The sequence below is a fragment of the Pedobacter nyackensis genome (assembly GCF_900176505.1).
Lineage (GTDB): Bacteria > Bacteroidota > Bacteroidia > Sphingobacteriales > Sphingobacteriaceae > Pedobacter > Pedobacter nyackensis.
The window spans coordinates 1-21,122 of the sequence record NZ_FWYB01000015.1; the positions used below are offsets into that span (position 1 = coordinate 1).

At 39.1% G+C, this 21,122-nt stretch carries 16 protein-coding genes and 1 other RNA gene; 13 read left to right on the top strand and 4 right to left on the bottom strand.

Annotated elements, in window-relative coordinates:
* Window positions 1-114: 114 nt before the first annotated feature.
* The 11 genes from B9A18_RS20295 to B9A18_RS20345 all read left to right on the top strand — a co-directional run bounded on the left by B9A18_RS20295 (window position 115) and on the right by B9A18_RS20345 (window position 16,108).
* A complete protein-coding gene (locus B9A18_RS20295) occupies window positions 115-1,650 on the top strand; it encodes an ADP-ribosylglycohydrolase family protein (protein WP_084291384.1) in 1,536 nt (511 codons plus the stop codon).
* A gap of 96 nt (window positions 1,651-1,746) precedes the next feature.
* The gene (gatB, locus tag B9A18_RS20300) at window positions 1,747-3,210 is read left to right on the top strand and encodes an Asp-tRNA(Asn)/Glu-tRNA(Gln) amidotransferase subunit GatB (RefSeq protein ID WP_084291385.1); all 1,464 of its coding nucleotides are present in this window, start codon (window positions 1,747-1,749) and stop codon (window positions 3,208-3,210) included.
* Between the two features lie 8 nt (window positions 3,211-3,218).
* The gene (locus B9A18_RS20305; RefSeq protein ID WP_084291386.1) at window positions 3,219-4,328 is read left to right on the top strand and encodes a TlpA disulfide reductase family protein; all 1,110 of its coding nucleotides are present in this window, start codon (window positions 3,219-3,221) and stop codon (window positions 4,326-4,328) included.
* A gap of 105 nt (window positions 4,329-4,433) precedes the next feature.
* Window positions 4,434-5,123, top strand: coding sequence for a response regulator transcription factor (locus B9A18_RS20310; RefSeq protein WP_084291387.1), 690 nt, complete (start codon window positions 4,434-4,436; stop codon window positions 5,121-5,123).
* A gap of 30 nt (window positions 5,124-5,153) precedes the next feature.
* Window positions 5,154-5,876 carry an RluA family pseudouridine synthase gene (locus B9A18_RS20315; protein ID WP_084291388.1) on the top strand — a complete coding sequence of 241 codons (723 nt, stop codon included), beginning with the start codon at window positions 5,154-5,156 and terminating at the stop codon, window positions 5,874-5,876.
* Window positions 5,877-5,889: 13 nt separating this feature from the next.
* On the top strand, window positions 5,890-7,674 hold the full coding sequence (locus B9A18_RS20320) for a chloride channel protein (RefSeq protein WP_084291389.1): 1,785 nt from the start codon (window positions 5,890-5,892) through the stop codon (window positions 7,672-7,674).
* 150 nt (window positions 7,675-7,824) lie between these two features.
* Window positions 7,825-8,442 carry an RNA polymerase sigma factor gene (locus tag B9A18_RS20325; protein ID WP_084291390.1) on the top strand — a complete coding sequence of 206 codons (618 nt, stop codon included), beginning with the start codon at window positions 7,825-7,827 and terminating at the stop codon, window positions 8,440-8,442.
* 29 nt (window positions 8,443-8,471) lie between these two features.
* A complete protein-coding gene (locus tag B9A18_RS20330; protein WP_084291391.1) occupies window positions 8,472-9,632 on the top strand; it encodes a FecR family protein in 1,161 nt (386 codons plus the stop codon).
* 227 nt (window positions 9,633-9,859) lie between these two features.
* Entirely contained in the window at window positions 9,860-13,207 is a 3,348-nt protein-coding gene (locus B9A18_RS20335; RefSeq protein ID WP_159452713.1) for a TonB-dependent receptor, read from the top strand.
* 6 nt (window positions 13,208-13,213) lie between these two features.
* A complete protein-coding gene (locus B9A18_RS20340; RefSeq protein WP_084291393.1) occupies window positions 13,214-15,106 on the top strand; it encodes a RagB/SusD family nutrient uptake outer membrane protein in 1,893 nt (630 codons plus the stop codon).
* Between the two features lie 36 nt (window positions 15,107-15,142).
* A complete protein-coding gene (locus B9A18_RS20345; protein ID WP_084291394.1) occupies window positions 15,143-16,108 on the top strand; it encodes a discoidin domain-containing protein in 966 nt (321 codons plus the stop codon).
* 83 nt (window positions 16,109-16,191) lie between these two features.
* On the opposite strand, the gene B9A18_RS20350 is transcribed toward B9A18_RS20345, so the two are convergent.
* Both B9A18_RS20350 and rnpB read right to left on the bottom strand, forming a co-directional pair.
* On the bottom strand, window positions 16,192-17,598 hold the full coding sequence (locus B9A18_RS20350; protein WP_084291395.1) for a sigma-54-dependent transcriptional regulator: 1,407 nt from the start codon (window positions 17,596-17,598) through the stop codon (window positions 16,192-16,194).
* 72 nt (window positions 17,599-17,670) lie between these two features.
* Window positions 17,671-18,051, bottom strand: an RNA gene (gene rnpB / locus B9A18_RS20355) — RNase P RNA component class A.
* 111 nt (window positions 18,052-18,162) lie between these two features.
* Here rnpB and ppnP point away from each other — a divergent pair.
* A complete protein-coding gene (gene ppnP, locus B9A18_RS20360; RefSeq protein ID WP_084291396.1) occupies window positions 18,163-18,471 on the top strand; it encodes a pyrimidine/purine nucleoside phosphorylase in 309 nt (102 codons plus the stop codon).
* Window positions 18,472-18,484: 13 nt separating this feature from the next.
* On the opposite strand, the gene B9A18_RS20365 is transcribed toward ppnP, so the two are convergent.
* Both B9A18_RS20365 and B9A18_RS20370 read right to left on the bottom strand, forming a co-directional pair.
* On the bottom strand, window positions 18,485-18,907 hold the full coding sequence (locus B9A18_RS20365; RefSeq protein WP_084291397.1) for a c-type cytochrome: 423 nt from the start codon (window positions 18,905-18,907) through the stop codon (window positions 18,485-18,487).
* A 3-nt stretch (window positions 18,908-18,910) separates the two neighbouring features.
* On the bottom strand, window positions 18,911-19,564 hold the full coding sequence (locus B9A18_RS20370) for an SCO family protein (protein WP_084291398.1): 654 nt from the start codon (window positions 19,562-19,564) through the stop codon (window positions 18,911-18,913).
* Window positions 19,565-19,692: 128 nt separating this feature from the next.
* Here B9A18_RS20370 and B9A18_RS20375 point away from each other — a divergent pair, with 128 nt between their 5' ends.
* A complete protein-coding gene (locus B9A18_RS20375; RefSeq protein WP_084291399.1) occupies window positions 19,693-21,018 on the top strand; it encodes a sigma-54-dependent transcriptional regulator in 1,326 nt (441 codons plus the stop codon).
* Window positions 21,019-21,122: the final 104 nt, after the last annotated feature.

The following is a 21,122-nucleotide window of genomic DNA, read 5'->3' on the forward strand; positions in this document are numbered from 1 at the left end:
GAGGATATCGATTTAACTGAACCTACAGATGACGCTATAAATAGTCTGAAAATTGCTTTTGCTTGCGATGAATCTGTTAAAACCGGACAAATCGTTCTCCTCAACAATTAGCGTATGAAGAATTTCTGGACCATGGTGCTATTGATGTCTGTTATTGGCATAGGTAGTACGACACGGATTTTAGCGCAAAAGATTATTTCTAAATCTACTTTAAAAGATAAGATTAAAGGTGGTTGGGCAGGACAAACAATTGGCGTTACTTTTGGCTGGCCTTCTGAATTCCAGTATCAGGGGACCTTTATACAGGATTATGAAACCATTAAATGGCATGATGATTACGTGAATGAAGCTATGACTTCTTTTCCTGGTCTGTTTGATGATGTTTATGTAGATCTGACTTTTGTGGAAGTGTTTGACCGTTTGGGACTCGATGCACCGGCAGATTCATTTGCTAAGGCTTTTGCTGCTTCTCAATATCAGTTATGGCACGCCAATCAGGCTGGACGCTATAATATTCAACAGGGGATACCTGCGGTTAAGTCGGGCCATTGGTTAAATAATCCTCATGCTGATGACATAGATTTCCAGATAGAGTCTGATTTTATTGGGCTGATGAGTCCTGGAATGCCAAATACAGCTTCGGATATTAGCGATAAGGTTGGTCACATCATGAATTCAGGTGATGGTTGGTACGGAGGCGTATTTATATCTAACATGTATGCGCTCGCTTTTATAAATAATGATATTTCTTACATTGTAAATACAGCACTAAAGGCAATTCCTGTGCAAAGTAAGTTTTATCAGTGCATAGCTGATGTGGTTAAATGGCATAAGCTGTATCCGACCGACTGGAAAAGAACTTGGTTTGAAGTCCAGAAAAAGTGGGCTGAAGATGTAGGTTGTCCAAGCATGGTGTTTCATCCTTTAAATATTGATGCAAAGATTAATGCTGCTTATGTGGTAATAGGCTTACTATATGGACAAGGAGATTTTACAAAAACACTTGAAATATCGACACGTGCGGGACAGGATTCGGATTGTAATCCCTCTAGTGCTGCAGGTATCCTTGGGGTGATTTTAGGATATGATAAAATCCCTCAGAAATGGATCACCCCGCTTAAAAAGGCTGAACATAGAGATTTTAGTTTTACAAAGGTCTCTTTAAATAAGGTTTATGAAATGGGCTATAACCATGCATTGAAAAATATTCTTAAAAATGGTGGGAGCGTGCGTGATGATCAGGTGATAATTACAATTTCTGCACCAAAAACAGTTCGATTTGAAGAAAACTTTGCAGGTCATTTTCCTGTCGGCCGTATTTCTTTAGCAAAAACTTTTCAGGATAAATTGGAATTCAATATGAACGGGATCGGCTTTGTAATACGCGGATATGCGCATAAAAAGAAAGCAAATGCAGCAGCACATGTTTTACAGGGCGCACTATTCATAGATGGCAGGGAAGTAGAACGAGCCAATTTCCCAACCGGAGCAAATCAAGCAAGGACAGACCTGTTTTGGCGATATCAGCTTGCAAAAGGAGATCACAAAGTGAAAATAGAGATTCTTAATCCACATCCCGATTACGAGTTTGTAACAGTTGATTATCTGGTTTATGATAGCAAGCCTCTCAGGTTACCGGGGGAATTATAACAAGTATAATTGTAGTTACAGCGTATTTGGTAACGTATAAATAGTTATGTTTGTATGTCAAATACATGAAGGACTAAGAAAAATTATTGCCTATAAATGAGTACGAAAACTGCAGTTTCTCCATCAGAATTCGAATTGGTATCCGGTTTAGAGATCCACGTACAATTAAATACACAATCAAAAATATTCTCCTCAGATAGCGCTTCATTTGGTGCACAGCCCAATGAGCATATATCTGCGGTTTCTTTGGCTTTACCTGGTGCTTTGCCCAAGTTAAACAAGGAAGTTGTGGCTAAAGCCGTAAGAATGGGGTTGGCATTAAATTGTACCATCAATCAGATCAATTATTTTGATAGAAAGAATTACTTCTATGCAGATTTGCCTAAGGGCTATCAAATTACGCAAGACAATAAACCTATCTGTCAGAATGGTTTTCTGAACGTAACCTTAAGTAATGGTGAAGAAAAACGTATAGGTATTAACAGAATCCACCTAGAGGAAGATGCAGGCAAAAGTTTGCATGATCAGGATGATAAATATTCGTTCGTCGACCTGAACAGGGCCGGTGTACCTTTAATTGAAATCGTAACTGAACCTGATATCAGAAGTGCTGAAGAAGCCTCCCTTTTACTAACAGAAATCAGAAAACTGGTGCGCCACCTCGATGTGAGTGATGGGAATATGGAAGAGGGGAGTTTACGTTGTGATGCCAATATCTCTATCCGAGAATTTGGCACGCTTGAATTTGGTACACGCTGCGAGGTGAAAAACCTAAACTCTATCAGAAATGTACGCAGAGCGATGGACTTTGAGTTTGGTCGCCAGAAAGAAGTGATTTCAAGCGGAGGAAGGATTATACAAAGCACGCTTACTTTTGATGCGGATCAGGGTACTACGGCACCTATGCGGACTAAAGAAGAAGCAAATGATTACCGTTATTTTCCTGACCCCGATCTTGCACCTGTGCATATTTCGGATGAATGGCTGGCACAATTGAAATTCGATATGCCCGCGTTGCCACAGGAGATTGCCAAGAAACTGGTGGTTGACTATGGTGTTACGGCGTCGGAAGCTACTATGTTAGCCGAAGATCATGACCTGCTGGCTTATTTTAATAAAGCTTTGGTTTATGTGAATAACAAAAAGAGCCTGGTTAACTGGCTTACAGGTTCTGTGAGGGCATTGTTGAATGATGCTGAAATAGGAATAGCCGACTTTAAAGTGATCCCTGAGCAATTGGCCGATGTGATCAATTTGGTGGATGATAAGAAAATTACTCAACAGGTTGCGCTTCAAAAACTGTTGCCGGAGCTGTTTAAAGCACCTGTAGATAGCGTTTTAGAATTGGCAGCTCGATTAAATCTGCTGATAGAAGAAAACGTTGATGAGTTATCAGGTTTTGTAGATAATGTGCTGTCGAAGTACCAGCCTCAGGTGGAAGCCTATAAGAAAGGGAAAAAGGGGGTATTGGGACTTTTTGTTGGTGAGGTGATGAAGCTTGCCAAAGGAAAAGCCGATCCACAGAAAGTAAATGAATTGTTAGAAGAAAAGTTAAAATAACTACGAGTATGATAAAGAGAATAGGTTATATATTACTGTTATGTGTTGTTTTTGTAGCATGTAAAAATGAAAACACTTTTGTGGTAGAGGGACAGTTTAAAAATGCAGCAGCAGGAAGTAAAGTGTATTTGTTTGGTTTCCAGAAAGATCGTGCCCTACCATTGGATTCTACCGTATTTTCGAAAAATGGCGACTTTAAATTCACTCACGGCGCACCTGCGGTAGATTTTTTCAAGATTTCTACAGGCAATAGTGAATATATGATTATCGCTAAAAATGGCGACCACATAAAAATCAATGCTGATCTTACAGATAAGACGCTTGCCTACACGATTTCAGGAGCGATGGAAGCTGATAAACTGGAAGAATTGAATAAGGTGAAAAACCAGTATATGGGAAAAATCTCTGAAATCCAAAAGCAGTTTGATGAGGCAGTAGCAGCACAACCTGATAAAAGAGATGTGATCATGGAGCAAATGAAACCTGCATATACTCAGGAGATTAATGGCTTAAATAAAGCTATTCTGAAGTTTGCTCAGGATAACACCACTTCTTTGGTTGGATTTTATGCGATGAACCTTTTAAATCCTGCGGAATATGAAAAGGAATTGGTTGAATATTCAGATAAGATTAAAAGCAGTTTTAATGATAACCCTGTTGTAACAGAGTTTTTAGTTAAAATAGCTAAGCTTAAATCGGTACAAATTGGGCAACAAGCACCCGATTTTACCATTAATAGTGTAGATGGTAAGCCCATTAAATTGTCGGATTTTAAAGGTAAATATGTAATGCTTGATTTCTGGGCATCATGGTGTACGCCATGCAGACAGGAGAATCCTAATGTGGTTAAAGCTTATAACACGTACAAAGATAAAAACTTCACTATTCTGGGTATATCTCTGGATAAAGATGCTGTAGCCTGGAAAAGCGCCATTGCTGCGGATAAACTAACCTGGGCACATGGCAGTGATTTAAAAGATTTTGAGAGTCCTACTGCTGTATTGTATTCTATTGAATCTATTCCAAGTTCTTTTATTCTTGATCCAAGCGGAAAAATCATTGCTAAAAACCTTCGTGGTGAAGAGTTGGAAGCATTTTTGAGTAAAACTTTACGCTAACCCTAAATTCATGTTAATATACATGAGGGTATTAACAATTTGTTAACTTGAGTTTAACGCTATATTATAATTGATTACCTAATTTCGTAACAAATAATTAAAGCTATGAGCACCGTAAAACAGAAGATACTTATTGTTGATGACGAACCAGATATATTAGAGCTGATAGAGTATAACCTAAAAAAAGAAGGTTACCAGGTTTTTTTGGCAGCAAATGGACAGGAGGGAATTACGATTGCTAAGAAGGTACATCCTGATTTAATTATCCTGGACATCATGATGCCTAAGATGGATGGTATTGAGGCTTGTAGATTAATGCGTGCTATTCCTGAATTTAAAAATACATTTATGGTATTCCTTACTGCCCGCAGTGAGGAGTATTCTGAAATTGCTGGTTTTAACGTTGGGGCTGATGATTATATCGCAAAACCTATTAAACCACGTGCATTAGTTAGCCGTATAAACGCTATCCTGAGAAGAAATTCGAGCGCCGATGAAGTATCTGATAATAAAGTAGAGATAGGTGATCTGGTAATTGACAGAGAAGCTTACCTGGTTTATCAGGATGGTAAAAAGGTAGTTCTGGCTAAAAAAGAGTTTGAATTGCTGTACCTATTGGCTTCTAAACCAGGGAAAGTATATACAAGAGAGTCTATATTAAAGAACATCTGGGAAGACTCTGTAGTGGTAACGAACCGCACAATTGACGTGCATATTCGTAAGCTACGCGAGAAATTAGGTGAAAGATATGTGGCTACAGTTAAAGGTGTGGGGTATAAATTCGAACTTTCTTAGTACTTTTGCAGCTAAGAAATTCTTATCATATTGAAATATCCTTCTTTTAAAGATCTTATACTATTCGAAAACGATGATTACATCGTTGTAAATAAACCGCCATTTGTAGCTTCATTAGACGAACGTGGCGGTTCGGGAGAGGTAAACATACTTCGACTGGCAAAACAATATTCTCCTGATGCACAAGTGTGCCATCGTTTGGATAAAGAAACCTCAGGTGCTATTATTATTGCAAAAACACCTGAGGCTTATCGTTCTGTAGCCATACAGTTTGAAAAACGTAAAATAAATAAAACCTATCATGCGGTTGTGGACGGGCAGTTTACTTTTAAGGATCTGTTTATAGACCTGCCGATTTTAAATGATGGGAATAAAAGCGTTACAATCGACCGTAAAGAAGGCAAACGTGCCGAAACCATCTTCAATACCATAAAGCATTACAGACATTATACTTTGGTGGAATGTAAGCCTATCACAGGGCGTATGCACCAGATCAGGATTCACCTGGCTACACAACGTGCTGCAATTGCCGGTGATGATATGTATCGAGGTAAACCAGTATTTTTGTCGAGCATTAAAAAAGGCTATCGTTTAACTAAGGACGAAGAAGAGCAACCTATTATGAAGCGTTTCGCCCTGCATGCCAAACATCTTGTGTTTAAAGGTCTGGACGGACAGGACATCGTAATCGAAGCTCCATATCCTAAAGATTTTGCAACACTCATCAAATTGTTGGATAAGTTTGATGCCTAGAGTTTAGATAGAGATGTACGTTAGGTTAGTGAATTATATAGACCAAATCAATCAGTACAGGAAAACAAAGATCTCCAACAGGAATTTTCTGGTTATTGCCGCACTGATAGTAGGTGTACTTGCTGGACTTGCTGCCTCTCTACTTAAAGCCATTACACATCACATTGAAGAGTTCTTACAAAGTGGTTTTCATTGGCAGTATAAATATTATCTCTTTTTCTTCTTTCCTTTTATTGGGATCTTGCTATCGGTCATGTATGTCCGCAGGTTTATCCGAAAGGGAAAGTTTGAAACGGGTTTGACACCTTTGCTGTATACGATTTCTAAGAAATCAAGTAAAATAGAACCCCATAATATCTATTCACAGTTGATTACAGCTGCTCTGACCGTTGGTTTTGGCGGATCAACAGGTCTGGAGGCACCCATTGTAACCAGTGGTGGTGGTATTGGTTCTGTTGTGGGCCGTTTTTTAGGCTTATCTTACCGTGAGACCACTATGTTGCTCGCTTGCGGTGCTGCGGCCGGTATTGCTGCTGCTTTTAACAGTCCGATTGCCGGAATTGTATTTGCGATAGAAATTCTGTTGCCTGAATTTACCATTCCTGCCTTTATACCCCTGTTACTGGCTTCAGCCACAGGAGCGGTAGTGGCGCGACTGTTTTATAACCAGCAACTTTTTTTTCTGGTTACAGAAGGCTGGAGGATGGATGCCCTGATTTATTATGTGTTATTAGCAGTATTGATCGGCATATTTTCTATTTACTTTACCAAAATCAATACTTTCATTAAATCCTCATTTTATAAAGTAAGCAATCCTTATAAAAAGGTAGTATTGGGAGGATTGATGCTGGGGTTACTGGTGTTTTTATTCCCAACCTTGTATGGAGAGGGGTATATCACCATTAAGAACCTTTTAGGGGGTAATTACTCGGCGCTGGTGGCTAATAGTCTGTTTTCAGACTATAGTAGTTTACCCTGGGTTGTGGTGATGTTTACTATAGTTACAGTTTTTGCTAAATCGGCAGCTACATTAATTACCCTAAGTGCGGGTGGTAATGGAGGAACTTTTGCGCCCAGCTTAATTATGGGTGGCTTAATTGGCTTTGTCGTAGCTTTTAGCATCAATACGCTGGGCATTGCTCAGCTAAATGTGGCCAATTTTATCGTCGCAGGTATGGCAGCCTCATTGAGCGCGATCATGCATGCACCACTTACCGGTATCTTCTTAATTGCCGAGATTACAGGCGGCTATATCTTAATGGTTCCATTGATGATTACCTCAGCCATTTCATACCTCATCAACCGAGGCAAGCATAAACACTCCATTTATGCCACGCCTTTAGCAGAGCGGGGAGAACTATCTTCTCTTGAAGATAAGGATACTACAGTTTTAAATATGATGAAATTGAAGCATCTGGTTGAAAAGAATTATCTGATTTTGTATGAGGGTGAATTGATTGCCGAACGTCTAAATGAGATTCTGCAGTCTAAAAGAAATCTGTTTCCGGTGGTAGATGAAGATCAGCTTTTTAAAGGGCTGGTGTATGTAGAAGATATCTTAAAAAAAGGAATTAACCATTCAGATCAGCACACTGTAAATGATTTGATGCAGGTGGCTCCCGATGTGGTTATGATTTCTGATCCGTTAAAGGTCGTATTGCAAAAGATGGAAAAGGAGAATGCCTGGTTATTGCCGGTGCTTGATGCAAATGGTGGGTATCTTGGTTTCGTTTCGAAGACCTCAATTTTTAATAAGTATCGAGCTTTACTAAGCAGACAAGCAGATTACATGGAATAGTAAATTACGCAAACGTTTGCGTAACTTTTATGTGAATTTATTTATTAGCTTAGTTCCACACACAAATAACCTTATTGAATTGACAATCTTTTTTGATTATACTACTAATTGAATTTTGGAAAATTCAAAATGATTTATTAAGTATTTGAGATGAATAGCAGAATGTCACAAGTTGAAGATGAGGAGATACTGAGTTTATTTCTGTCAGGAGATAAAACTGCATACAGGGTAATTTATGACAGGTATTGGGCTATATTGTATCGTCATGCCCGAAAGATGCTTCAGAATGATGAAGAAGCAAAGGATGTTGTTCAGGAAGTATTTGCTATGCTTTGGTTAAAAGTCGAAAGCACTACTATTCATGGCCCTTTGGCTGCTTTTCTGTATACGGCTACGAGAAATAAGATTCTGGACCATGTTAAGCATACTAAAGTAAAGGCTAGATACATGATTTCCCTGAAGGAAGAAATGGAAAGTGACACGCATCCTCCAGATAGCCGGGTTCGACAGCGTGATCTAGCTCGTCAGATAGAGCAGGAAATTCAATCTCTTCCCCCTAAAATGCGGGTGATCTTTGAGATGAGCCGTAAAGAATATAAGACCCATAAAGAAATTTCGGAACAGTTAAATATTTCTGATAAAACCGTTAAAAAACAGGTAAGTAATGCATTGCATATTTTAAAAGAGAAGCTAGGCGCATTTAATGTTTTTTTAACTTTTTTTAACATCATCTACTACCTGCCTTCCTGTAAATCGTTATACTTATAAATCGCTTCAAATATGCGATAAACAAAGCGATGAAAAGCCATAAAACGGAACAAGAAGAACTACTTGATAAATATAATAGAGGAATTTGTACACCTGAAGAAATTGCCATCGTTGAAAACTGGTACAATAAACAAAGCAATAATTTAAAGGACGAACTACCTGAACCTGATTATGAAAAATCAAGCAATGAAATTTGGGACGGTATATCATCAAAACTAGCTAAGGCCAACTATATTGAACCCCCTGCCGACAGTATTTTTACCATCAAGCGTATGCTTATCGCAGCTTCCTTATTTATTGTTTTCGGATTGGGATTATCATACTTTGTTTTTGATGTTGTTAATAAACGTAGCGAAGAAATCGCAAAGCATGATAAAATTAAACCAGGTACAAATAAGGCTTATCTTACACTATCAGATGGAAAACGTATTGAGTTGACAGATAGTGTAACAGGTACATTGGCGCTGCAGGACAACGTACAAATTACTAAAACTGCTGATGGACAGGTAGCATATAGAGTGATTTCTGGTTCTGAAGCACATAAGGGTAAGCACAATACGCTTGAGGCACCTAAAGGTGGTCAATACCAGATTACGCTTATTGACGGCACAAAAGTGTGGCTAAATGCTGCTTCGACCTTAAAATACCCTACCTGTTTTGAGGGTGATGAAAGAAAGGTTGAGCTGATTGGCGAGGCTTATTTTGAAGTAACAAAAGACAAGAAAAGACCCTTCAGGGTTGTTTCGGATAATCAGGAAATAGAAGTTTTGGGTACTCATTTCAATGTAAACGCTTATAGTGATGAAGACGCAATCAGAACAACTTTATTGGAGGGCAGGGTGAAAGTGTGCCGTAAGTCTGCCATCCGCGATAATAAAATATTAATTCCTGGTCAGCAATCCGTTTTAACACCTGGTGTGTTTAGTGTAAAAGAAGTAGATATTGAGGAGGTTGTTGCCTGGAAAGAAGGCTATTTTATTTTCGATAATGATAACCTCACGATGATCATGCGTAAGTTGGAACGTTGGTATGATGTAGATGTGAACTGTAAAGGTATAGCCGATAATAGGACTAAGATAACCGGAATGATATCCAGAAAAACAGAACTGGCTGAGGTATTAAGGCTACTGGAGGAAACAGAGAAGTTTAAATTTAAAACCGAGGGAAGGAGGATTACGATTATGCCATAAACTTTACTTAGTGATGTATCCAGGTCATAATAACCTTATAAATAAAAACCAGGAGTGTTGGAGCACCCCTGGAATATAGTTTGGATCATCCTTCCAAAAACCAGTCTTAACAAAACAATTAATCGAATCTGATTACCAGATAGCATGGGAATGCTATGTGTAATCGTTGACCAAACTAAACCAAATGTATGAAAATTTATTTGTCTGGTTTGTATAGGTATCTCTGTATGAACAAGAAAATTCTATTAGCAATGAAGTTGACCGTTATTTTAATAATAGCAGCATTATTACAAGTCAATGCAGCGAGCATAGCACAAAATAAAATTACGCTGAACGTTACAAACATGCCGTTGGATAATGTACTGAAATCTATCAGGAAGCAATCTGGCTATAACATTATTATCCTCTCTACTGATATGGATAAGATAAAACCAATGACCTTAAATTTAAAAGCAGTAACACTGGAAGAGGCTCTCGATAAGGTGTTGGCAAAAGGTCCTTTAACTTTTACATTGAAGGGGAAGTCTATCGTAGTTAAGGAAAAAGCCGAACAGCAGACTAACCGACAAACGAACAGCATTAAACCACTAAAAATATCAGGTATAGTAAAGGACGAACTATCTATGCCTATGCCTGGCGTAAGCGTAAAGATAAAGGGAGAAAAGAGTGGTGCCGTAACAAATAATTCGGGTAAATATGCCATTGAGGTGGATCCTATGGACACATTGGAATTCTCTTATTTGGGTTATAAGCCGCAAGCCGTTCCTGTAAGGAATAGGGTAGATCTAAACATAGTGATGGTACCAAATGAAGGCAGCTTGAATGAGGTCGCTGTTGTTGGTTATGGTAAGCAAAAGAAAGCCAGCGTGGTAGGCTCACAGGTAACATTAAGACCTGAAGAACTAAAGCTTCCGGTTAGAGATCTAACAAGTGCTTTAGCGGGTAGATTAGCAGGGGTTGTTGCAACCCAACGTGGTGGAGCACCTGGATTTGATGGCTCAAACATATTTATAAGGGGAATTGCAACTTTTGCTTCTAGCCCACAAGGTCCGCTGTTGGTTGTTGATGGAGTGCCTGATAGGGACATTGCAAATATTGACCCTGAGGATATTGAGAATTTTACCGTGTTAAAGGATGCCTCGGCAACTGCTGTTTATGGAGCCAGAGGCGCTAATGGTGTTATCCTGATCAATACCAAAAAAGGTAAGATTGGAAGGCCAAGTATAAATGCAGAAATTAATAAAGCTGCAAGTCAGTTTACAGAACTTCCTAAGTTTTTAGATGCCCCTGGATTTATGTCATTATATAATGAGGGTTTAACCATGCGTGGAAGGGCTCCTTTATATTCTGCAGAACGAATCGCTAAACATGCAAGCGGCGAAGATCCGGATTTATACCCAAATGTGGACTGGTATGACGAGTTGTTTAATGATTACGGTTTTAATCAACGTGCCACATTAAATGTCGGCGGAGGCTCCGAAAATGCAACATATTATATTTCAGCTGGATATTTTGGAGAAAAAGGTCAGTTTAAGCGTGATGAAAATCAGGCATATAATTCTGATTTAAAACTTGACAGGTTCAACTTTACCAGTAATGTTGGTGTTAATTTAACAAAAACCACTAAACTAGATTTGGGGATTAATGGATTCATAACCAATGTTAATCAGCCCAATTTTGGTATTGATGCTATTTTTAATATTGCTACTCAAACCTCACCTCATATTATTCCAATTCAATATTCAAATGGGCAATGGCCACAATTAACCGGAACGGGAGCAAGTCCATGGATGTATTTAACTCAATCTGGTGTATCTAATGCTTATAACAATACGGTCAGATCAAACATCAGGGTAACTCAGGATCTCAACTTTTTAGTAAAAGGTTTGTCTGCCTCTACGATGTTTGCCTTCGATTTTAAAGGAATTAATACCCAACGTCGTTTCAGGACTCTGCAAACGTATTATGCAACTGCAAGAGATTCTGAAGGGAATTTGATAAGTACGATCTCGACTCCAGGAAGCAGCGACCTTGCTTTCGGAATGAGCAATGAAAGTGACAGAAGATTTTACACCGAATCATCATTAAATTACTCAGGAAAATTTGGTGATCATGATGTTTCAGGCTTATTGCTATTCAATCAGTCAGATTACAGAAGTGGTTTAAGCGGAATAGATAACTGGACAAAGGCTATCCCTTATCGTCAGCGTAATATAGTAGGTAGGGTAACATATGGCTATATGAACAAGTATTTTATCGAAGGTAACTTCGGATACTCAGGTTCAGATAACTTTGTGCCTTCTCGTCGTTTCGGTCTTTTTCCTTCAATTGGAGCGGGCTGGGTAGTGTCAAATGAAAAGTTTTTTGAATCGGTTAAAGATGTTGTTTCTCATTTTAAACTACGTTATACTTATGGCTTATCCGGTAACTCAGCAGTTCAAAGCAATGCATTACGCTTTCTTTATTTAACAACAATTGGCGATGGTGGTGCTTATACTTTTGGTGAACCTGGTCAGCTAAGAGGGGGTACTGGGTATGCCGAAAGTCGCATTGGCGGGAATGTACAATGGGAAACTGCCCGTCGCCAAAACTTAGGTGTCGAGTTAAATTTCCTTAATGATGACCTGCAGTTAATCGTTGAGTTGTTTAAAGAAAGGCGTACAGGCATTTTATTACCTAACTATGTGATTCCATACAACTCTGGTTTTACCGCCGGTAATATTCCTTACGGAAACATTGGTATTACCAACAATAAAGGGATTGATGTCACTTTAAACTATACCAAAAACTGGACTAATCAAAATTTCTTTTCTTTCAGAGGAACCTTTAATACGAATAAAAACTTAGCAGAATTTGATGGTTTGCCACCCTGGAGATATGATTACTTAAATCGGATAGGACAATCTATCAACCAGCGTTTTGGATACATCGCAACCGGGTTATTCCAAACTGAAGATGAGATAGCCAATGCAGCTGTTCAAGCAGGTGATGTAAGACCGGGTGATATTCGTTATAAAGATTTAAATGGTGATGGTATTATCAATTCTAATGATCAAACTGCAATAGGCTATGGAAGCGTTCCCCGTATAGTTTATGGACTTAGCTTTGGTGGCGGTTATAAGGGGTTTGATTTGAGCTTGTTTTTCCAGGGTTCAGGACTCGTAGATTTTAACTATGCAAGTGGTTTTGCAACACAACCATTCTCTAATGGTGCTACTTTCGGAAACATGTATGCCTATGCAAATGACCGTTGGACGCCTGATAATCCTAATAAACGCCCATTCTATCCAAGAATGTCAACCAGTCAGGATATTACTTCAAATTATAATACCAGCACCTGGTGGATTAAAAGAGCAGATTATATTCGCCTAAAGAGTGCAGAGATTGGCTTTACTGTCACCAAGAAATTTCTTGAAAAAGTAGCCATTAAGCGCCTGAGAATATATGCTAATGGTACAAACCTGATCACATTCTCTAAATGGAAATTCTGGGATCCTGAACTTGGCGATGCAAGGGGTGCATCCTATCCAAATATTACCACTTACAATCTTGGTTTACGTGTAAACTTTCAATAACAGATCATGACTTTAAAATATAAACATATTAGAAAAGCATTGGCAGGAGTTGTTTGCCTGTTAATGCTTACACCTGTAGGTTGCAAAAAGGGGTATTTCGATAATATACCTGATAACATTATCACTATTGATAATATTTTTCTAAACAGAGGTCAAACTGAGCGTTGGTTGACAGGTTTATATAGCTCGGTTCCTGATATTTGGGCGGCTCCCTATACCTATCAGTACACGGGCATCAGTGATGAAATCGAGTTTGCTAACTGGGGGGTAGGAACAGCCCCATCAATTAATAATGGAGCAATTACAGCTGATGGTTCCCCTTCAAACTTTGGAGCATACTATGAGAAAATCCGTCTTGCTTCTATCTTTTTAGAAAATATAGATAATAACAAGGAGATCCTTGCTTTACCTAACGGGGCACAATTAATCAAACAGTACAAAGGTGAAGCCAGGTTTATGAGGGCTTATTATTACTGGCTAATGATGAAAGAACTAGGCCCGGTAGTATTAATGCCACTAAAATCGGCAAGTGTAGAAGACAATTTTCAAATTCCCAGAAGCTCATGGGACGAATGCGTAACTTTTGTACTTTCTGAAATGGCTATTGCCAAAGCGGATGTGCCTTTGCAAAACTACGCAGTAGGAAGTTCAACTGAATTAGATCCTGCTCAAACAGGTAGAATCAATAAACTGATTGTTTCAGCTGTCGAGTCTCAAATTTTGCTATATCATGCAAGCCCATTGTTTAATGGTAATACCGAACTTGGTGATTTCAAGAACTTTGATGGCAAGCAGCTATTTAATCAATCGTTTGATGCCACAAGATGGAAAAAAGCTGCTGATGCTTCGAAAGTTGCTATTGATATGGCTATTGCTAACGGTAAGGATCTATTTAAAGTTGCAGATGATGATCCGTTCAGGGCAGCATATTTGTCGTGTAGAAACATGTTCTGGGATGGATGGAAAACAGAAGGTATCTGGTTAAGGAGTGCTTCCGATGAAAATGCGAGCTGGGAGCGTCACTGTTCTCCACGTTCAATCTCAGGAGGTGCATGGAATGGAATGGGAGTTCTGCAAAGTCTGGTAGATGATTTTAGAATGAAGGATGGTTCTTCTATATTCACAAACTCAACTTATAATGAAAATACTTATCCAAATACCGGAGGTGTTATTGGAATCGGTTCTAAAACAACGACATTATATGTTGCGGGAACCAATCAAATGTACCGCAACAGGGAAGCTCGTTTCTATGTTGATGTCACTTTTAATGGTTCGGTAAATCCTGGGGTGGCAAAAGCTAATACGCCTACAGAAAATAACTCAAGGGTTGAATTCTTTAAAACAGGCAGTTCAGGTAAGGATGGCAATGCACGTGACTGGCCTAAAACAGGTTATACTGCACGTAAAAACATAATCCCGAATATTAATTTTAATCCTTCGGTTACTAACGACAGACCAGCAATGTTAATCCGTTTAGCTGAATTATATTTAAACTATGCAGAAGCACTTAACGAGGCTGAACCTGGTCACCCGGATATATTGAAATATTTAAATGAGATCCGTGTAAGAGGAGGAATCCCCGCTTTAACAGGAGCGCTCAGTCAGGATGAAATGCGTAAAGAAATTCGGCTGGAAAGAAGAATTGAATTCTGCTATGAAGCAGGTATGCGCTATTTCGATGTGCGTCGTTGGAAAATAGCCGATAAACCAGGGTCTAATCAGGGTGGGGCAATGTATGGGATGAATATAGATGCAGGTACCTCATTATCAGATCCGGCATTCCATGTACGTACTGTAGCAACAGTTAGAAAAGTATGGCAAAGGAAATATTATTTCTTCCCGTACGGGCAAAATGAGATGGATAGAAACAAGCTTTTAGTACAGTTTCCAGGTTACTAGCTATACACGACTTTAGACTTCATTAGATTAAAAATTATGAATACAAAAATAAAATATCACCTACTCATTCTTCTTGGCCTCGGTATATTTTTCAGCTGCACAAAGAATGACGCATTTAACGAGGAGACGGACACTAAAAAGGGTGCTCAAGTTTTTCTGGCAAAGGCAAACCGCGGTTTGCAGGAACTCCAGATTTTTCCGTTTACAGATAATGCCCGTTCAATTAGTTTTGGTGTAGGGTTTGGTGCGGTAGGTCTGCCGGCAAGCCCAATTCTGATTAAAGTAGCAATAGACAACAGAGCTTTTGATAGCATAAATGTGATACGTAGCAATTCTGCCTTACCTCTTTATCAAAAGTTTCCCACCGATGCTTATACTATAGACCGCACAGATGTAACTATTCCTAAAGGGAAAGTATCTTCAGAACTGATTAATATCAAATATTTCTCAAATAAATTTGACTCAACCAAGGATTATCTTTTACCAATCAGCATAACTGATGCTTCAGGCTACACTATTAACCCCACAGTAAAAACCATTTTAATAGTTGTTCCTAAGTTAGTAGAAAAAGCTGCTGCAAGAGGTAAATGGAAGGTTACAGCCAGTTCTGAGGAATTAACTGGTGAAGGAGCTATAAACGGGCATGTGGCTGCTGTAGTTGATGGAGATATCAATACATTCTGGCATTCCTCATGGTCAACTCAGGAGCCCCCATTCCCTCATTGGCTAGCATTTAATATGGTAGACTCTACTTACGTTACAAAAATTGCAATGATACCTCGTCAAAACAATTCTAATGGCTTTACAAAGTTTAAACTGGAGGCCAGTTTAGATGGTACAGTCTGGACCCTTATTGGAGATAATTTAGTATTCAATCCGGCATTAAAGCAAGCTCAGGAATATCCTGTTGAACCAAATTGGTATAAACATATAAAATTAACAATGCTCGAAGGGAAGCAACAATCAAGTCATCTTGCGGAATTTAGAGTTTATACATATTAAGCCCTCCACGGTTGATTTAACAACCTTACCATAAAAAAAATAGCCTCCTGATTTTTGTCGGGAGGCTATTTTTGAATATTATATTATTCTGTAACTCGCTTCAAACCAAATTTCTCGATTTTACTATACAAATGGCTTCGCTGTATGTCAATGTCATCTGCAGTCTTTGATACGTTCCAGTTGTTTTTCTCCAGCTTGAACTTGATAAATTCGCGCTCCGCATGATCTTTATAATCCTGGAAATTACTGAATTTATCATAATCTACTGCCTGACTACCACTAGAGACCGCATGCCCGTTATTTGAACCGGCAGCACCTATATTTGTTCCTCCACCAGGGTTGGCAAAAGAGATCACATCATTCTCAGTAATCGTTTTATCACTTAAAATGATCAGACGTTCGATCATATTATGCAACTCCCTAACATTTCCTGTCCATGGTAAAGCCTGTAAGGCAGACATAGCACCTTCGCTAATCTTTTTAACCGGCATACCATAATCGCGACAAATTTCTTCAAGGAAGTTCAATGCGATCTCAGGAATATCTTCTGTACGTTCAGTTAAATGAGGTACATGGATGTTGATGACATTTAAGCGGTGGTATAAATCCATACGGAAGTTACCGGCTTCAATTTCTTTTAACAGATCTTTATTCGTTGCCGCAAGTACGCGAACGTTTACTTCCTGTTCTTTTTCGCCTCCAACACGGGTGATTTTGTGCTCTTGTAATGCACGAAGTACTTTTGCCTGTGCAGAAAGACTCATGTCGCCAATCTCATCCAGAAACAGAGTACCGCCATTAGCCAATTCAAATTTACCAATGCGTTGTTTTACAGCTGAGGTAAATGAACCCTTTTCATGACCGAAAAGCTCACTTTCTATAAGTTCAGAAGGTATAGCCGCACAGTTTACTTCAATAAGCGGATTTTCAGCACGCTGAGACTTTTCGTGCAACCAACGTGCAACCAGTTCTTTACCACTACCATTTGCTCCGGTGATTAAAACCCTTGCTTCAGTAGGAGCAACGCGCTCAATGGTTTCCTTAATTTTATTGATGTTATCAGAGCTACCAAGAATATCTCTTGTTTTGCTGGCTTTTCTTTTTAAGACTTTGGTTTCGGTAACTAAGTTACCTCTGTCAAGCGCATTTCTAACAGTAATGAGTAACCTGTTCAGATCAGGTGGTTTAGAAATGAAATCAAAGGCACCTTTTTTACTGGCTTCGATGGCTGTTTCAACCGTACCGTGGCCAGAAATCATGATGAAAGGAAGATCCGGACTAAACGCAAGCGCTTGCTCCAGCACTTCCATACCGTCCATCTTGTTCATTTTGATATCGCAAAGGACAAGATCAAACTTCTTTTTCTTAATGAGTTCTAATCCTTCAACACCATTATCAATATCCTCAACTTCGTAATTCTCGTATTCTAAAATTTCTCGAAGGGTGTTTCTTATTGCTCGTTCATCATCAATTATCAATAATTTTGCCATAGGTAATGCTAATCATTTTTGAGGTTAGGCTACTAATATAATTCATATTATTAATAACCCATTTATAAAATAAAAAAATGCAAGCCTATAAGCCGGGTTCTGTTTCCGATAAATCGAAATTCTATCATTAATCTACTATAAATGTTGCCATTTATCTCTAACGACCTACCCACTAACATCGGACGAGCAGCCCTACATGCGTTAGCCTATTTGGTCTTTCAACTCCCGGGGTTTACCACTCTTCCGGTCGCCCGGAAAAATCGTGAGCTCTTACCTCACGTTTTCAACCTTACCTGTGCTTAAAAAGCCATCGGCGGTATGTTTTCTGCGGCACTTTCCATAACTCAGGCATTCAGTCCTGAGCCTCTTCCCGTTAGGAAGCGAGATGCTCTGTGTTGCCCGGACTTTCCTCTTTCCCTTTTTAATCGGGCCAGCGATAGAACAGCTTGCATTTTGTACAAAGATACAAAAACTTATCAGGAGCTGATTTGAAAAAGATCTTAAAATTAAGCTTATTTCAATACATTTGTTACTCAACATTAACCGTAACCAACCACGAAAACTATGAGTAATCCAATCAATTCTCTAAATGAAGCCGTAAGTCACAATGTTTACTTTGAAGGAAGAGTTCAAAGCCTGGGCCTGGAAACCGAAAAGGGTAAAGCTACCCTGGGCGTGATGAAAAAAGGTATCTATACTTTTTCTGCCTCTACACCCGAAAAAATGATCGTAATATCCGGTAGTATGGAAGTAAAACTGGCAGGTGGAGAATTCAATAAATATGATGAAAAGGATGAGTTTGATGTAGCAGCAGGTACTTCTTTCGATGTAGTATGCAATGCTGATGTAGCTTACATATGTTATTATGGATAACTTTCCAGCAGGATTATTTACAACCTTTTAAATCCCCCGATACTTGTTCGGGGGTATACATACCCTGTTTATTACCAAATGAATTGCTGATGTAAACCAGTAATTGTGCGATATCGATATCATATAATTCAGGGAATGCAGGCATGGTACCTTCGTACTTTTGGCCATTGACAACAATCGTGTCTTTTATCCCATTTTTGATGAAACAGGCAAGCTTTTGCTTGTTCATTTTTAAGAAAAGGGTGTCGGTAAGCGGAGGTGCTAAAATACCTAGACCTTCGCCATTGGCACCATGACAATTCTGGCAATGTTTAATGTACAGGTCCCTGCCATTTACATAGTAAACGTCCTGCTTAATTTTTCCCGCATCCTGACAGGAATAAATTATAGAAGTAAGGGCAATGAGTAATACTGAACTGATCAGGAACCTGCGCATAATTTATTTTTTATCTTCTGCCAGTAAAACAGGAATGTCTTTCATCAATTGCGCTACCTGCTTGGTATCTGTGCCATCATAGGCACCACGAATGCGTTTTTGCTTGTCGATCAATACCAACCATCCCTGGTGAATATAACCGTCTTTAGCAGTGCTGTCTTCAATGACTGCAACTAAGTAATCATTTTCCGCGATTTTATAAACGCTGTCTTTGCTACCATGAACAAATTGCCATCTGCCATCATCTACCCCTAGTTTCTGCGCATATTTTTTTAGTACAGATGGAGTGTCATATTTAAAATCGATGGTATGAGAAAGGTACATCACTTCAGGATTGTCTTTATATTTCTCAAATATTTCCTTCATGTTTCTATGCATAGTAGGGCATATGGTACTGCATGAAGTGAAAAAGAAATCGGCAATGTAAATTTTATCTTTAAACTTATCGTTAGTAATCGCTACTGAATCCTGATTTAAAAAACTGAATGCAGGAATGGTTTTGTATACGGTATCGATACTTGTAGATCCATCAGCGTTTTTAACGGTCTCTGCAGCTCTTGGCCCTAGAATGGGTAATTTTTTTCCATCCTGACAAGAGGAAATGAAAATTACAGCGGCAGTCAAAAATGAGAGGGAAGTTGAAAGTTGTAGCTTCATAAGAATAATGATAATTTGAAGGAACGCAAATGTAATTAAAATGAAATTACCCTGCCATTTTGGTAAGGTATACTATTGCCATAAATGCGTCATGAAAAATAATTACTAATATTGTTGAAATTATCATTATGCAGTATACGGTCCTAATTATAGACGACGAGAAAAAGATCTGCAGCCTTCTGGCGCGCATCATAGAACTGGAAGGTTTTAAGGTATTGCAGGCGAACACAGGAAAGGAAGGTTTAAAGTTGCTCGCTAACCATGAGGTTTATGTGGTGATTAGCGATGTGAAACTTCCGGATTTTAATGGCGTTGAACTGGTAAAGGAAATCAAGAAAATAAGACCGTATGCCGAGGTGATTAACCTCACTGCATTTGGTACGATCGCCGATGGTGTAATGGCTATGCGCAATGGCGCTTTCGATTACATCACTAAAGGCGACGATAACGATAAAATTATCCCCTTGGTTTATAAAGCCCTCGACAAAGCAAAACTGCAGTATCGGGTTAATGAGCTCGAAAATAAGGTGGTTAAGAAATATAGTTTCGGTAGTATCCTGGGGCAATCGAAGGCCATACATGAAGCCATTAACCTTGCTCAAAAGGTGGCTGCAACAGATACAACAGTTCTTTTATTAGGTGAAACCGGCACGGGAAAGGAAGTCTTTGCCCAGGCCATTCACTACGAGAGCTTGCGCAAAATGAAACCTTTTGTAGCAGTAAACTGCAGTGGCTTTAACCACGAATTACTGGAAAGTGAGTTGTTTGGCCATAAAGCGGGTGCCTTTACCGGTGCGGTGAAAGATAAAAAGGGCTTACTTGAAGAAGCTAATGAAGGGACCATATTTCTTGATGAAATAGGGGAGATGAATCTGGATATGCAGGCTAAGTTGTTACGGGTGCTGGAAAATCAAACTTTTATCAAAGTAGGCGATACGCAAACCACCAAGGTGAATGTTCGGATTATCGCAGCTACAAACAGGGGATTGAAAGAGGAGGCTGATGCCGGTAGGTTCAGACTCGATCTGTTTTATCGCCTTTCCGTGTTTTCTATTGAACTGCCGTCTTTGACCCAACGTAAGTCGGATATTTTGTTGCTTGCCCGCCATTATTTAAAGGAGTTTGCCAATAAGGTAAATAAACCGGCTTTTACGATGGATAAAGAATTTGAGGACTTGCTGTTGAAGCATTCCTGGAAAGGTAACATCCGGGAACTGAAAAATGTAATGGAACGGGTGGTGATTTTGGCCGATGGCTCGTTGTTAGATGGGAATCTGTTGCCATATGAGTTTCATACAGCCGGTATTGCAGCGGAAGGGGACATGATGAAATTGGAAGATGTAGAAAGACAGCATATCGATAAGATATTGAAATATACAGGGGGAAATAAGACGGAAACTGCTCGGTTATTAGGGATAGGGTTGACGACTTTGTATAGGAAAATTGAAAAATAACCGTTCTCTTCTGCGTCTGGCATCTGTTGCTGAAGGGCAACAGCGCCTGAGGCCGCATCAGAGAAGGTAATTTTTCTTTTCAAAAAATAGCTTGAAAAAAAAAC

Bases quoted from the DNA above. Each gene is read 5' to 3' on its own strand.
- B9A18_RS20295 (WP_084291384.1), top strand. From the start codon at position 115: ATGAAGAATTTCTGGACCATGGTGCTATTGATGTCTGTTATTGGCATA.
- gatB (WP_084291385.1), top strand. From the start codon at position 1,747: ATGAGTACGAAAACTGCAGTTTCTCCATCAGAATTCGAATTGGTATCC.
- B9A18_RS20305 (WP_084291386.1), top strand. From the start codon at position 3,219: ATGATAAAGAGAATAGGTTATATATTACTGTTATGTGTTGTTTTTGTA.
- B9A18_RS20310 (WP_084291387.1), top strand. From the start codon at position 4,434: ATGAGCACCGTAAAACAGAAGATACTTATTGTTGATGACGAACCAGAT.
- B9A18_RS20320 (WP_084291389.1), top strand. From the start codon at position 5,890: ATGTACGTTAGGTTAGTGAATTATATAGACCAAATCAATCAGTACAGG.
- B9A18_RS20325 (WP_084291390.1), top strand. From the start codon at position 7,825: ATGAATAGCAGAATGTCACAAGTTGAAGATGAGGAGATACTGAGTTTA.
- B9A18_RS20330 (WP_084291391.1), top strand. From the start codon at position 8,472: ATGAAAAGCCATAAAACGGAACAAGAAGAACTACTTGATAAATATAAT.
- B9A18_RS20335 (WP_159452713.1), top strand. From the start codon at position 9,860: ATGAACAAGAAAATTCTATTAGCAATGAAGTTGACCGTTATTTTAATA.
- B9A18_RS20340 (WP_084291393.1), top strand. From the start codon at position 13,214: ATGACTTTAAAATATAAACATATTAGAAAAGCATTGGCAGGAGTTGTT.
- B9A18_RS20345 (WP_084291394.1), top strand. From the start codon at position 15,143: ATGAATACAAAAATAAAATATCACCTACTCATTCTTCTTGGCCTCGGT.
- B9A18_RS20350 (WP_084291395.1), bottom strand. From the start codon at position 17,598: ATGGCAAAATTATTGATAATTGATGATGAACGAGCAATAAGAAACACC.
- ppnP (WP_084291396.1), top strand. From the start codon at position 18,163: ATGAGTAATCCAATCAATTCTCTAAATGAAGCCGTAAGTCACAATGTT.
- B9A18_RS20365 (WP_084291397.1), bottom strand. From the start codon at position 18,907: ATGCGCAGGTTCCTGATCAGTTCAGTATTACTCATTGCCCTTACTTCT.
- B9A18_RS20370 (WP_084291398.1), bottom strand. From the start codon at position 19,564: ATGAAGCTACAACTTTCAACTTCCCTCTCATTTTTGACTGCCGCTGTA.
- B9A18_RS20375 (WP_084291399.1), top strand. From the start codon at position 19,693: ATGCAGTATACGGTCCTAATTATAGACGACGAGAAAAAGATCTGCAGC.